This is a genomic window from Dactylosporangium sucinum, from assembly GCF_014647515.1.
Taxonomy (GTDB): Bacteria; Actinomycetota; Actinomycetes; order Mycobacteriales; family Micromonosporaceae; genus Dactylosporangium; species Dactylosporangium sucinum.
In genome coordinates, this window is record NZ_BMPI01000006.1 from 197,692 (window position 1) to 211,494 (window position 13,803).

8 protein-coding genes are annotated in these 13,803 nt (G+C 71.0%); 2 read left to right on the forward strand and 6 right to left on the reverse strand.

Annotated elements, in window-relative coordinates:
- Positions 1-69 precede the first annotated feature (69 nt).
- A complete protein-coding gene (locus tag IEZ31_RS08150) occupies positions 70-711 on the reverse strand; it encodes a DUF6230 family protein (protein WP_229834451.1) in 642 nt (213 codons plus the stop codon).
- A gap of 606 nt (positions 712-1,317) precedes the next feature.
- Here IEZ31_RS08150 and IEZ31_RS08155 point away from each other — a divergent pair.
- Together IEZ31_RS08155 and IEZ31_RS08160 are read left to right on the forward strand one after the other, a co-directional pair.
- Positions 1,318-4,158 (forward strand): PQQ-dependent sugar dehydrogenase, encoded by a 2,841-nt coding sequence (locus IEZ31_RS08155; RefSeq protein WP_190249133.1) that lies wholly within the window; start codon positions 1,318-1,320, stop codon positions 4,156-4,158.
- A gap of 141 nt (positions 4,159-4,299) precedes the next feature.
- A complete protein-coding gene (locus tag IEZ31_RS08160) occupies positions 4,300-6,621 on the forward strand; it encodes an AbfB domain-containing protein (RefSeq protein ID WP_190249134.1) in 2,322 nt (773 codons plus the stop codon).
- 65 nt (positions 6,622-6,686) lie between these two features.
- Here IEZ31_RS08160 and IEZ31_RS08165 read toward each other — a convergent pair whose 3' ends face one another.
- From IEZ31_RS08165 to IEZ31_RS08185, 5 genes are read right to left on the reverse strand one after another with little or no spacing between them, the layout of a single operon-like run.
- Positions 6,687-9,467 carry a DUF5682 family protein gene (locus tag IEZ31_RS08165; protein ID WP_190249135.1) on the reverse strand — a complete coding sequence of 927 codons (2,781 nt, stop codon included), beginning with the start codon at positions 9,465-9,467 and terminating at the stop codon, positions 6,687-6,689.
- Positions 9,464-10,576: an ATP-binding protein gene (locus IEZ31_RS08170; protein WP_190249136.1), complete on the reverse strand. Its 1,113-nt coding sequence runs from the start codon at positions 10,574-10,576 to the stop codon at positions 9,464-9,466. The genes IEZ31_RS08165 and IEZ31_RS08170 overlap by 4 nt, the downstream gene beginning before the upstream one ends.
- A 12-nt stretch (positions 10,577-10,588) precedes the next feature.
- Positions 10,589-11,926: a vWA domain-containing protein gene (locus IEZ31_RS08175; RefSeq protein WP_190249204.1), complete on the reverse strand. Its 1,338-nt coding sequence runs from the start codon at positions 11,924-11,926 to the stop codon at positions 10,589-10,591.
- Positions 11,927-11,967: 41 nt separating this feature from the next.
- Positions 11,968-13,305 (reverse strand): hypothetical protein, encoded by a 1,338-nt coding sequence (locus IEZ31_RS08180; RefSeq protein ID WP_190249137.1) that lies wholly within the window; start codon positions 13,303-13,305, stop codon positions 11,968-11,970.
- Positions 13,305-13,793, reverse strand: coding sequence for a hypothetical protein (locus IEZ31_RS08185; protein WP_373294530.1), 489 nt, complete (start codon positions 13,791-13,793; stop codon positions 13,305-13,307). The genes IEZ31_RS08180 and IEZ31_RS08185 overlap by 1 nt, the downstream gene beginning before the upstream one ends.
- Positions 13,794-13,803 lie beyond the last annotated feature (10 nt).

Consider the following 13,803-nt stretch of genomic DNA (forward strand, 5'->3'; position numbering starts at 1 on the left):
GTCCTCCAGAAGAACTCACGGAGCAAAGCGCGGGCCCGCGGGCGGCACCCGCGGGCCCTTTCGGCGGAACTAGAAGCACTCCTCCGGGTTGGCACCCGTCGAGACGCTCAGGTCGAGGCCGGTGAGCTTGAACGTGCCGGCGGTGGTCGACCACGCGACCTGCTTGAGGTTGGTGATCACGACGCTGTCGGCCTGCTGGGCGAAGCTGCCCTGCAGGCCTCGGGCGTTGGGGCCGCCCTTGGTCAGGTCGGAGGCGTCGATGCCGATCTGGATGTTGCTGAAGGTCGCGTCACCCTTGAGCGACGACAGGTCGATGAGCAGGTCGGTCGCCTCGGCGGGGTTGCCGCCCTGTCCGGCGTGGATGACCATGCTGACGGGCAGGCCGGGGACCTTCACCGACTGGCACAGGTTGTAGAGCTTGGCCTGCTTGATGCCGGAGACCGCGACGAAGTGGTTCTTCGGGTCGGCCGGGTTCTGTTGGTTGCCACCCTTTTCCGTGGCGAGGCCGCCGTACTGGACGAACCCGGTGCCTTCCAGCCGGTCGGCGGAGACCTTGAACTGCTGGCCGGAGACGGCGAACGACGCGGCGATCGCGCCGGTCGCCTGGCCGAAGACGATGGCGCCGGCGATGAAGGTGGCCGGCACGACGACGGTCGCGAAGCGCTTCCATCTCGTGCGGCCCTTCACCGCGCTGCCCTGAGCTACGGACACGTAGGGCTCCTCTTGGTCGCGGGGTGCTGGTGTGCGGCGCTCCTGCGGTGCGGGCGCACGCGTCTTGCCCCTGCTGCGACCTCCTGTTTCGCTGCCGGGCGGTGTCGTGCAGGAGGTCGGGGCGGGGCGTGCGGACGATGTTGCCCCGTCCCCCGGGCGGGTTCAAGGCCGGTCGTTACTGGCCGGTAACCCCAGATCGGCGAAAATTTCACGGACCGTAACCAGTGACCGGGCCCACGGTCCGACCCGCCGGTCCATCAAAGCCCCTGAATCCGGACAAGGCGTCCGTGTGACGGTCACCACACGTGAGCGATCTTGGCGAAGGTCACGGTTCCGTAACGACAAACCCCTGAGGTTCTTTTTCGCCATCGACGATGTTCGTTTTCCGAACAAAGGGTGCATACGGTACCTCCCGCAAAACTCGGCATTGCGCGGCGATGGTTAGTTAGCTCCAATAACTAACGAGATGGCCGCCATCCATCTCGCCCGGTTAGGAACAAGCGCGGCGGCAGGGTCGGCGCCCCACCGCCCCAGCGCTCAGGAAAAGCGCGATCGGCGCGCGTCTTTGCCTGGCTGAACCCCCACAGCTCAGGAAGGACACCCGCAATGGCACCATCCCCGCGCCGATGGCGACGGCTGCTCACGGCAGCCTCGCTCGCCGCCGGCAGCACCGTCGTGGCCGCGTTCGCGAACGCGCCGGCCGCCACGGCGATCCCCCTCCCGGCCAGCGACTATCAGCACGTGCAGCTGGCCCTCGGCAGCGCCGAGCTCGGCGAGCCGATGTCCCTGGCCGTCATGCCCGACCGGTCGGTGCTGCACACCGCCCGCGACGGCACAGTCCGGGTCACCGACGCCGCCGGGAACACGAAGGTGGCCGGCAAGCTCTCCGTCTACACACACGACGAGGAGGGCCTGCAGGGCGTCGCGGTCGACCCGGGCTTCGCCACCAACCGCTGGGTCTGGCTGTACTACTCGCCGCCGCTGTCCACGCCCGCGGGCGACTCACCGGCCACCGGTACCGACGCGAACTGGAACACCTGGAAGGGACATCTCAACCTGTCCCGCTTCACGCTCAAGGCCGACAACACGCTCGACCTGGCCAGCGAGAAGGTCGTGCTCACCGTCGACAACGACCGTGGGCAGTGCTGCCACGTCGGCGGCGACATCGACTTCGACGCGCAGGGCAACCTGTACCTGACGACGGGCGACGACACCAACCCGTTCGAGTCGGCGGGCTACTCGCCGCTGGACGAGCGGACCAACCGGAACCCGCAGTACGACGCCCAGCGCTCGTCGGCGAACACCAACGACCTGCGGGGCAAGCTGCTGCGGATCAAGCCGAACACCGACGGCACGTACTCCATCCCGTCCGGCAACCTCTTCCCGCCCGGCACCGCGAAGACCCGTCCCGAGATCTACGCGATGGGCTTCCGCAACCCGTTCCGCATGAGCGTCGACAAGCCCACGGGCGTGGTCTACCTCGGCGACTACGGACCCGACGCCGGCACCACCAGCAGCACCCGGGGCCCGTCCGGGCAGGTCGAGTTCAACCGGATCACCGCGCCGGGCAACTACGGCTGGCCGTACTGCACCGGCACGAACACGACCAACGAGACCTACAACAAGTGGGACTTCAACGCCAACACGGGCGGTGCGAAGTACAACTGCACCGGCGGGCCGACGAACAGCTCGTTCCGCAACACGGGCCTGACCACCCTGCCCGCCGCCAAACCGGCGTGGATCCGCTACGCCGGCGACGCGGGCAGCCCGCCCGAGTTCGGCACGGGCTCCGAGTCGCCGATGGGTGGTCCGGTGTACCGCTACAACGCGAGCCTCAACTCGGCGGTGAAGTTCCCGCAGTCCCTGGACGGCAACTTCTTCGCCGGCGAGTACGGCCGCCGCTGGATCAAGCCGGTGAAGATCAACGCCGACGGCTCGCCCGGCGAGATCTCCACCTTCCCGTGGGCCGGCACGCAGGTCATGGACATGGCCTTCGGTCCGGACGGCGCGCTCTACGTGCTCGACTACGGCACCGGCAGCAACAACCAGGCGCTCTACCGGGTCGAGTACATCGGTGGCGGCAACCGGGCGCCGACGGCCAAGATCACGCCGTCGGTGACGTCGGGGCCGAACCCGCTCACCGTCTCGTTCTCGTCGGCGGGCAGCGCGGACCCCGAGGGCGGGGCCCTGACCTACGCCTGGGACTTCGACGGCAACGGTACGACCGACTCGACGGCCGCCAACCCGTCGTTCACGTACACCACGAACGGCACCAAGACCCCGACGCTGACCGTGCGGGACCCGCAGGGGCTCACCGGCTCGGCCAGCACGGTGATCACCGTGGGGAACACGGCGCCGACGGTCCGGCTGACCCTCCCGGCGAGCGGCCAGCTGTTCAACTTCGGTGACGCGATCCCGTTCCAGGTGACGGTCACCGACCCGGAGGACGGCACGATCAACTGCTCCCGCGTGAGCGTGACGTACTTCCTCGGCCACGACAGCCACTCGCACCAGATCACCGGCAAGACCGGCTGCTCCGGCACGATCACCATCCCGGTCGACGGCGAACACGACGCCGCCGCCAACATCTACGGCCTGTTCGACGCGGCGTACACCGACAACGGCGGCCTGACCACGCACAGCATCACCACCCTGCAGCCCAAGCACCGGCAGGGTGAGCACTTCGCCGCGCAGTCGGGCATCCAGATCGCCAGCCACACGTCCGCCGAAGGCGGAGCCACCGCCGGGTTCATCGAGAACGGCGACTGGATCTCCTACTCGCCGTACCTGCTGAACAACGCCACCCAGTTCACCGCGCGGGTCTCGTCCGCCGGGGCCGGCGGCACGATCGAGGTGCGCGCCGGCTCGCCGACGGGCACGCTGCTCGGCACCGCGACCGTGCCCACCACGGGCAGCTGGGAGACGTTCACCAACGTGTCGGCGAACATCTCCGGCGCGCCGTCGACCGCCACCACGCTGTACCTCGTGTTCAAGGGCGGCGCCGGCAACCTGTTCGACGTCGACGCGTTCACGTTCACGACCGGGACCTCGAGTACACCAGTGGTGAACTTGAAGTCGCTGACGAACAACCTGTATGTGTCGGCACCGAACGCGACGACGGCGCTCATCGCCAACTCGTCGACGGTCGGCGTGGCGCAGCAGTTCGACCTCGTCGACCTCGGCGGGGGCAAGGTGGCGCTGCGGTCGAAGGCGAACAACATGTACGTGTGCGCCGAGAACGCGGGCGCGAACCCGCTTTTGGCCAACCGGGCCGCGGTGGGGGCGTGGGAGACGTTCGTCCTCATCCGCAACTCGGACGGCAGCGAAAGCCTGCAGGCGCAGGTCAACGGGATGTACGTGACCGCGGAGAACAACGGCGCCGGCTCGCTGATCGCGAACCGGACGGCGATCGGACCGTGGGAGAAGTTCGATCTTGTCGGAGCGTGAGCATATCGATCGGTAACGCTTGACACTCTCCGTTGGATCGTGAGTGTATGTGTTGGTCCGTGGGGACGGTCGCCGCGCCGTCCCCACGGACCGACCCCGGCCGCCACCGGGGTTGACGCGCATACCTCAAGGAGCCCCTCGATGAAGCTCTTCCTCGGCAGACGGGTCGCCCTCGCGCTGGTCCCGCTGCTCGCGACCGCCGGACTGCTCGCGGTGTCGGGCGGACCGGCGAGCGCCTGGACCCCCAAGACCCCGCCGATGACCACACCCTGGACGAACTCGGTCTCCACCACGAACCCGCTGCCCGAGTACCCGCGGCCGCAGTTGACCCGGCCGGACTGGCAGAACCTCAACGGCATCTGGGACTTCGCGGTCACCGGCAGCGGGCAGAGCACCCCGCCGGCGACGTTCGGCGAGCAGATCCGGGTGCCCTTCCCGGTCGAGTCGGCGCTCTCCGGCATCCAGCGCCGGGTCACCGAGGGCGACAAGCTGTGGTACCGCCGGACGTTCACGATCCCCGCCGGCTGGAGCGGCCGCCAGGTGCAGCTGAACTTCGGCGCCGTCGACTGGCAGACGACCGTCTGGGTCAACGGCACGCAGGCCGGTGCCGTCCACAGTGGAGGCTACGACGCCTTCTCCTACGACATCACCGCCCTGCTCAACGGGGGCACCAACACGATCGTGGTCGGCGTCTGGGACCCGACCGACGCGGGCAGCCAGGCGGTCGGCAAGCAGCGCCGCAACGACGTGCTGCCGCACCCCGGCGGCGGGATCTTCTACACCGGCTCGTCGGGCATCTGGCAGACCGTGTGGCTGGAGCCGACGCCGTCCGCCCGCATCACCCGGGTCGACCTGGTCCCGAACCTGTCGAACAACACGCTCTCGGTCACCGTGTTCGGCGCCGGCCTGAGCGGCCACACCGCGTTCGCTTCCGTGCTTTCCGGGACGACGGTGGTCGGCACCGCGAGCGGCTCCACCGGCGCCGCCTTCTCCGTCTCGGTGCCGAACGCACACTTGTGGTCCCCCAGCGATCCGTTCCTGTACACCGTCCGCGTCGAGCTTCGCAGCGGCTCCACGGTGGTCGATTCGGTCGGCAGCTACGCGGGCATGCGCTCGATCTCGACCGGGGTCGTCAACGGGCAGCGGCGCATCCTGCTCAACGGCCAGTTCGTGTTCCAGTCGGGCACGCTCGACCAGGGGTACTGGCCGGACGGGATCTCCACGGCGCCGACTGACGCGGCGCTGCGCTACGACCTGCAGGCGCACAAGGACCTGGGCTTCAACATGGTGCGCAAGCACATCAAGGTGGAGCCGCAGCGCTGGTTCTACGCCGCCGACCAGCTGGGCCTGCTGGTGTGGCAGGACATGCCGGCGATGCCGACGGGCAAGAACCCGGACTCGGCGGCCCGCACGCAGTGGGAGGCCGAGTACGACCGGATCATCGACCAGCACCGCAGCTCGCCGTCGCTCGTCATGTGGGTCAACCAGAACGAGGGCTGGGGGCAGTACGACCAGGCCCGCATCGCCAACGAGGTCAAGGCCTACGACCCGTCCCGCCTGGTGAACAACATGAGCGGCGTCAACTGCTGCGGCTCGGTCGACGGCGGCAACGGCGACGTGGTCGACTTCCACGTCTACGTCGGCCCGGGCGCCACCCGCCCATCCTCGACCCGCGCCGCGGTGCTGGGCGAGTTCGGCGGCCTGGGCCTGCGCGTGGCCGGCCACGAGTGGTCCCCCGGCAACGGCTTCAGCTACGAGGACCAGGGCAACGCCACCCGCTTGAACGACCGCCTGAACGGCCTCTACGAGCAGCTGCGCACCGGCGGCCTCCCGTCGGGCCTGTCCGCCTCGGTCTACACCGAGATCACCGACGTGGAGAACGAGGTGAACGGCCTGCTGACCTACGACCGGCAGGTCGTGAAGGTGGACGCCGCCCGCCTGCGCGCGAGCAACCAGGCCCTGATCGCGGCCTCGTCGAACCCCGGCTCCTTCGTCTCCCTACCGTCCAATGTGTACCGCTCGTTCCGCGCCACGACGGCCTGCTGCACGACCCGCTACGTTCGGCACCAGAACAGCCTGGGCTACACCGAGGTGGTGACGTCGGGCAGCACCACGCTGCTGAAGCAGGACGCGACCTGGCGCATCGTCCCCGGCCTGGCCGACTCGTCCTGCTACTCGTTCGAGTCCCGCAACTACCCCGGCCGCTACCTCCGCCACCAGGCGTTCCGCGTCCGGATCGACACGAACGACAACTCGGCCCTGTTCCGCGCGGACGCCACGTGGTGCGCCCAGTCGGCCACGGGCGGCGTGCGCTTGACGGCCTGGGGCTTCCCCGGCCAGTACCTCCGCCACTACAACGCCGAGCTGTGGCTGGCGACCCCGGGCGGCCCGAGCACCTACGACAACCCGTCGTCCTTCCTGGCCGACACGGTCTGGTCCGTGGACGCGGCCTGGGCCCCGTAACACCGTCCACGTCGTCCCGCTCGGCCGAGGCGCGAGCGCTCCGCGGCCGGGCGGGACGACGAGCATCAGGCGGTGAGCAGTGCCGCCAGCGCCTGCGTGGTTGCCGGGTGGGCGGTCAGCAGGGACCGGGTCGCGGTCGAGCCGGGAGGTTGCGCCTCCCCCACCGGCTGCCAGGCCGGGGCGAGGCCGAGGAGAGCCGCCAGCGCGTCCGTCGTGGCCGGGTGCGACGACAGGAAGGCGGGGACCGGGCCGGACGCCGGGGTGGCCGGACTCGTCGGCGCGGCGCGCTTGGCCGACGCCCACGGGGGGACGAAGGCGTCGACCGCGGCAAGGGTGCCCGGGAACGTGCGGCCGGCCTCGCGGATGAGGACCGGGACCAGCTCGCCCGCCTGGTCGCGGAGCGTGGTGATCAGGGTCGGGAGCCACGGAAGGAGCACCGGGTCCGGGAGCTTGGCGAAGGCGTTCGAGATCAGCTCGACCACGAACGGGGCCAGCTTCGGGGCCGGCTCCAGGGCCTGGACGAAGCCGCTCAGATACTGCGGGAAGGACGGCACCACCAGCGGGTTGGCCAGCAGGGCGGCGCAGCGGGCGCGCAGCTCCGGCAGCGGGAGCAGGCCCAGCTGGTGGTGGGCCGACCAGAGCAGGGCGACCTTCGCCGGGGACTCCGGGTGGGACTGGCGGACGGCGATCTCCAGCTGGGCCCGGTCGCAGCCCAGGGACAGCGCCAGGCCCTCCATCGTGAACAGGAAGCCCAGCATGGCGGCGACCTGGCGGACGCCGGTCTCGTCGTCGACGAAAACCGTCGGCAGGAGCGTGCAGTAGTGGGCGTAGCCGGCCGTCACGAAGGACTCGCACCACGCCGGCAGGGTGGGCTCGGTCGCCCGGTAGTGGGCCAGGAGCCGGCGGATGCGGCGCAGGACCTCGGGGGCGTCGTCGACCGTGCGCTCGGCGGCGAGCAGCTCGACCGCGCGGGCGCCCAACTCGTCGGTGAAGCGGCGGCTGCCGAGGAACAGGATCGAGTCCTCGACGGCCCGCAGGGCCACGGCCGCGGTCGCGTCCTGGGCCCAGACCGAGCGGCGCAGCCGCTGCTCGACGACCTGCTCGACGGTCACGCCCTCGTAGCCGAGCTCGATGACCACCCGCTGGTGCTTGCCGATCGCCAGGTCCCAGCTCTCCTGGATCGAGCGCTCGCCGAGGCGGCGGGTGCCCATGATCGGGCGGACTGCGCCGTCGGGCAGCAGGTAGCGCAGCATCCACAGCAGTTGGGAGCACGGCACCAGCTCGGGCCGGGCGTTGAGGTCGAGCAGCGCCCGCTGCACCGTGTTGCGCTGCAGGTCGAGGCCGATCGGGGCGAGCCGGTCGTAGACGTCGCGGGCCAGCGGCGGCAGCGCGTCGTAGCCGACCTGGCCGATGCGGTCGCCGCCGAGGAGGATCTCGCAGAGCCGCCGCACGTCGCGGCGGCCCGGGACGGTCTCCTTCTCGATGCAGGTGACGGCCGCGTCCTGGAAGTCGTACGGCGTCGGGCGGGCCCGGTTGCGCATGCCCGCCAGCAGGATCGACGTCTCGAAGACGGCGATGGCGTCGGCGGTGCTCGCCAGATACCCGTTGCGGCGGGCCAGCCGGACGATGTCGACGCACCAGCCGAGCAGCTCCTCCTCGTCCAGCCCGTCGAGCGCGGGCGGGCTGGCCAGGAAGCCCGAGAGCCGGTCGGCGACCGGCTCGGCCGCGCCGCCCGCCGCGGCCGGCAGCGCCTTGGCCGCCCGCTTGCGGGTGCCCTGCTGGCCGGTGAGCTGGAACGGCGTGAGCCGCGACCGGGTGACCGCCTTCGCCCACGTGGCGGCGGCGATGGACACCGAGCCGGACGCGAGGCCGAACTGCGCCTCGATCGCGGAATGGCTCGACGGGATCAGCCCGTAGAGCCACTTCGTCGCCGTGCGCGCCGAGATGTCGAAGTCGGTCACGCCGTCGGCGGTGCCGAACTCCGCGACCCGGCTGGCCGCGTGGAACGCGCCGCAGACGTAGAGGCAGTCGGCCTTGTCGACGCCGGACGCGGCCAGGTGCTGGCGCATGCGGGTCCACATGTACCGCTCGCGGTCCTCGTCGACCCGGACCCGCCGCGCGTCGGGCGGCGACAGCCGGCGGAACAGGCTGCCGATCAGGACCATGACCTGCCGGTAGGTGGCGTGGTCGGCGCCGGCGAGCGGCTGCTCGACATACTGGTCCCACCACTCCGACCAGTGGCGGACCTTGCCGTGGTGCAGCAGGTGCTCCTCCAGCTCGGCGAAGCGCGGCCGCAGGTCGCCGATCTCGATGCCCACGGCGTCGCCGTGCAGGTCGGCCTCGGCGTCCTCGGAGCCGGCCGCGGCCGGCTTCTCCTGCGGCTCCCACTGGAAGACGTGGTCGGTCGAGCGGTCGACCAGCACCAGCTCGACGCCGGGGGTGTCGAGCGCGTAGGCGATCGCCTGATACTCCGCGGAGGCCTCGGTGATCGGCGCGACGATGCTCAGCGGCCCCCAGTCCTTCGGGAACCCGTCGAGCTCCGACGCGAACGCCTGCAGGGCCACCGGCAGCTTGCAGTTGCGCAGCTCGGTGAGCAGCGGCTGCAGGTCCTCGCACAGCTCCAGGTAGATGACCTTGGGCTGCTTCTCGCGCAGCCGGCGGACCATGGCCAGGCCGGACGCCGGCGAGTGGTGGCAGACCGGGAAGATCTCCAGCTCCTCGCGCAGCGCCCGGTCGACGTCGTCGACGATGCCGGCCAGGATCTCGGGCACGGCGCTGGGCCCAGCGGCGAAGGCGGTGGCCGCCTCCACCAGCTGGGTGCGCAGGGCGTTGAAGGGCTCGGTCATGACAGGGTGGCGATCGCCTGGCGGCCGCCCTCCAGGAACTGGGGCCAGTCTCCGCCGTCCTCCTTGCTGCGCGGCTCGACGACGCCGTGCCAATACTTGTTCAGGATCGCCAGGTCCTCCGGGCTGCGCCGGGCGAGCGAGCCGACCAGCGAGCCGGCGAGCGTCTCGGCCCGCAGCGTGCGGTCGCCGAAGAACGTGCTGTGCAGGATCGCGTCCTCCAGCACGCCGATCTGCTCGGCCGTGGACAGCGCCGACTCCAGCTTCTCGTCGTCGCTGGTCGCCGACGCGGCCGCGGCCCGCAGGTCGGCGAAGCTCTGCAGCAGGATGTCGAGCAGGTTGGGCGGCACGTCCAGCTCGATCTGGTGGCGGCGCAGCAGCTCGCTGGTGCGGAAGCGGACGATCTCCGCCTCGCTCTTCTTGTTGGTGACGACCGGGATGCGCACGAAGTTGAACCGCCGCTTGAGCGCCGAGGAGAGGTCGTTGACCCCGCGGTCACGGCTGTTGGCGGTGGCGATGATCGAGAAGCCGGGCTGGGCGAACACGATGTTGTCCTCGTCGAGCTCCGGGATCGAGATGTACTTCTCGGAGAGGATCGAGATCAGCGCGTCCTGCACGTCGCTGGTCGAGCGGGTCAGCTCCTCGAAGCGGCCGATGACGCCCCGCTCCATCGCCGTCATGATCGGCGACGGGATCATCGAGGCCCGGGACTGGCCCTTGGCGATGACCATCGAGACGTTCCACGAATACTTGATGTGGTCCTCGGTCGTGCCCGCGGTGCCCTGCACGACGAGCGTCGAGTTGCGCGAGATCGCCGCGGCGAGCAGCTCGGCCAGCCAGCTCTTGCCGGTGCCGGGGTCGCCGATGAGCAGCAGGCCGCGGTCGGAGGCGAGGGTGACGATGCTGCGCTCGACGAAGCTGCGGTCGCCGAACCACTTCTGCGAGATCTCGCGGTCGAGCCCGTCGGCCCGCTCGGAGCCGAGGACGAACAGGCGCACCATCTTCGGGCTCAGCCGCCACGAGAACGGCTTGGGCCCGTCGTCGATCGACTCCAGCCAGTCGAGCTCCTCGGCGTACTTGACCTCGGCGGGGGCGCGGAGCATGTCGGTCATGAGGGGTTTCTCCTAAGCGAGGAAGCTCTTGAGTTCGGAAACAAGCTTTTTGATGTGCCCGGACAGCACCGGGGCACCCATGTCCTTGAACCGCTGGCGGAACCAGGGGTTGACGCTCTGCTGGCCGCCGCTGCTGACCGAGCCGACCGGGATGAACTTGACCCCGGAGCGGTGCATCGCCTGCATCGAGTCGAACAGCGGCTGCTGCTGCCACTCGTAGAAGTCGGAGATCCAGACCACGACGGTGTTGCGCGGGTCGGCGACCTTCGGCTGGGCCAGCGCCATGGCGACCGTGCCGTCGGTGCCGCCGCCGAGCCGGGTGCGCAGCAGCACCTCGAACGGGTCGTGCACCCACGGCGTCAGGTCGAGCGCCCGCGTGTCGTAGGCGATCAGGTGCACGTCGACCTTGGGCAGGCCGGCGAAGATCGAGGCGAGGATCGTGCAGTTGACCATCGCGTTGACCATCGAGCCGGACTGGTCGACCACGACGATCAGCCGGGCCGGCGTGGTGCGCTTGGCGGTCTGCTTGTAGAAGAGGCGGTCGACGTAGAGCCGCTCGTCCTCGGGGCTCCAGTTGGTGAGGTTCTTCCAGATGGTGCGCTCGAGGTCGAGGTTGCGGAACACGCGCTTCGGCGGCACCGACCGGTCGATCTCGCCGACGCTCGTCTGCTGGACCTGCGTGCGGAGCACCTCGGCCACCTCGTCGACGAACCGCCGGATGAGCGCCTTGGCGTTGGCGAGCGCGACGCCGGAGAGGTTGTCCTTGTCCCGCAGGAGCTGCTCGATGAGCGACATGCTCGGGGTGAGCTGCCGGGCCAGCGCCGGGTCGGCGAGGACCTCGCGCAGATGCATGCGGCGGACCAGGTCGCCCTCCAGGCCGGCCAGGACCGAGCCGAGGCCGCCCGCGTTGGGCCGGCCGCGCAGCTCGCCCGGGTCCATGCCGAGGGCCCGCTCGAACCAGCCGGCGTCGGACTGCCAGGTCGCCAGCTGGGTGGCGCTCACGTTGCCGGTGCCGGTCGCGAAGACGTTGACGAGCAGCTTCGACACGAGCGCGGCCCGGCGGACCTCGGCGCTCGCCCCATCCGTGTCCCCGCCCGTGTCCCCGCCCGTGTCCCCGCCCGTGTCCCCGCCCGTGTCCCCGGCCCCGGCCCCGGCCCCGGGTTCGGCATCGGCCTCGGGCTTCATCAGGCCGTCGAACTCGCCGGCCAGCTCCGGGTGGCGCTGCACCAGGTTGTCGACCGACACGGTCGGGTCGAGCAGGGCGGGCGGCAGGCCGATGTCGTTGACGATCGCGACGCTGGCGGACTCCAGCGACAGCTGCTCGTCGGCCTCGAACAGGCGGCCCAGCATCCGCCAGTAGAGCACCTGGCGGCGGTTCTCGTCTGCCGTGTTCACTTCCGTAGCAGCCTTCCCGCGCGCTCGCGCAGCACCTGGACCGCCTCGCCGGCGGCCTTCGCGGCCTTGCTGTCGGTCGGGCCGAGCGCCCAGTCGGTCGTGTGCACGGCGACGGTCTTCTTCTTCACCGTCGTCTCGACCGCGATGGGCTGGACCGTCCACCGCCCGGCGTCCCAGCGCAGCAGGCCGATGACCGCGGACGCGGCGCCGACCAGCTCGGGGGTGAGCGGCCCGCAGGCGGGCAGCCGCGCGGTGTCGACCGGGATCGGGCTCTGGCCCTCGACGAACACCGGCTCGGCGATGCGGGCCGGGTGCCGGTCGAGCGGCGCCGTCGCCGGGGCCAGCGCGCCGGTGAGCAGCACCCGCGCGGTGGCGAACGGCTCGGCGGGCGCGCCCGGCTTGGCCCGGTCGTCGTGCCAGACCAGGTCACCGCTCGCGAGCAGCGGCATGTCGGTGAGGTCGACACTGCGGCGCTCCGCGAGCGCGGTCATGAGCATCGGCTGACCCTGCAGCAGGCCCCAGATCGCCGGGCCGACGATCGTGTCGACCTTCGCCGCGGCGACGCTCGCCCGCACCAGCCGCGGCTCGGCGCCGCCGGCCTCCAGCACGCCGTGGACCTGCACCTGCACGGCCGTGCCGTGCTCGTGGACGTCGGCGCCGAGCACCAGCAGCCGGCCGGTCACCGGCTCGGCGCCGGCGGCCCGCTGGGCCCGCCCGCCGTCCTGGGCCAGCAGCAGCGCGCGGCTCCACAGGTCGGCCCAGCGGCGCACGGGCACCCGCTCCAGCGTGGCGATCGGGCTGGACGCGCGCAGCTCGGCGGCGAGCCCGTCGAGCAGGACGGCCAGGCGGCGCAGCTCCGGGTCGGCGAGCGTCGCCTCGATCACCTGGCCAGCGGCGCTGACGAGGTCGTGGTCGACGCCGCGCCAGCCGGTGATCGCCAGCTCGCGCAGCCAGGAGCGACTGCCGGCGAGCAGGTTGACCGCGGCGGCGGCCGGCCCGGGCTCGCCCGACCAGGGGGCGCGGGTGCGGCTCAGCGCGGCGTCGGCCCGGGCGAGCAGCGCGTCGTGGACGGCGCCGAGGATCGCGATGCGGGCGGCGGCCAGGGCGAACAGGTGCTCGTCGGCGATCGAGCCGGCCGCGATCTTCTCCACGGCCTCGGCGACGCGCTCGGCCAGCGGGCTGCCGCCGAAGGCGCCCGCCAGGGCGGTCAGGGCGGCGGCGCGGTCCTCGTCGACGCGGGCGAACCCCGCGACGAGTCCCTCGTCCACCGCGGCGAGCAGGTCGAGCGCCTCGGGAAGGCCCTCGTCGTCGGTGTTGTCGAGCAGGGCGAGCATCAGCGGGCTCCTGTCGCCGGAAACCAGTGCAGCTCCGGGATGGGGTCGGTGGTGACGGGCAGCTCCAGATAGGCCAGGTGGCGCAGGAAGCTGCTGAAGACGGTGGCGGCCGGGGTCGGCTCGTGGTGGGAGTGCAGGCCCTGCAGGAGGCTCTTGCCCTCCTCGACGTCGATGCGCAGGTAGCGGGCGACCCGGTCGGCGCCATACTGCAGCACGGCCTCGTCGAGCAGCGCCTGCAGGTGCTTGCACGGATGGGAGCCGCGTAACCCGCCGCAGGGACGGTTGTTGTTGGTGCTGCAGCTCAGCCCGTGCGAGCCGGCACCGATCGAGGAGACATAGACCCGCTCGATGTCCGAGCCGCTCGACACGACGCCCTGCAGGCGGCCGTCGGCGAGCTCGACGAACGGGACCTTGGCCAGCTTCCGGGGTTGCACCGGGGCGATCACCGGCGCCGCCGACCGCTGCGCGAAATCCAAGTCCAGATCCACGCGGGTAGTT

What these genes read in the sequence shown, in the direction of transcription:
- IEZ31_RS08155 (WP_190249133.1), top strand. Translation starts at nt 1,318, where the DNA reads ATGGCACCATCCCCGCGCCGATGGCGACGGCTGCTCACGGCAGCCTCG.
- IEZ31_RS08160 (WP_190249134.1), top strand. Translation starts at nt 4,300, where the DNA reads ATGAAGCTCTTCCTCGGCAGACGGGTCGCCCTCGCGCTGGTCCCGCTG.
- IEZ31_RS08165 (WP_190249135.1), bottom strand. Translation starts at nt 9,467, where the DNA reads ATGACCGAGCCCTTCAACGCCCTGCGCACCCAGCTGGTGGAGGCGGCC.
- IEZ31_RS08170 (WP_190249136.1), bottom strand. Translation starts at nt 10,576, where the DNA reads ATGACCGACATGCTCCGCGCCCCCGCCGAGGTCAAGTACGCCGAGGAG.
- IEZ31_RS08175 (WP_190249204.1), bottom strand. Translation starts at nt 11,926, where the DNA reads ATGCTGGGCCGCCTGTTCGAGGCCGACGAGCAGCTGTCGCTGGAGTCC.
- IEZ31_RS08180 (WP_190249137.1), bottom strand. Translation starts at nt 13,305, where the DNA reads ATGCTCGCCCTGCTCGACAACACCGACGACGAGGGCCTTCCCGAGGCG.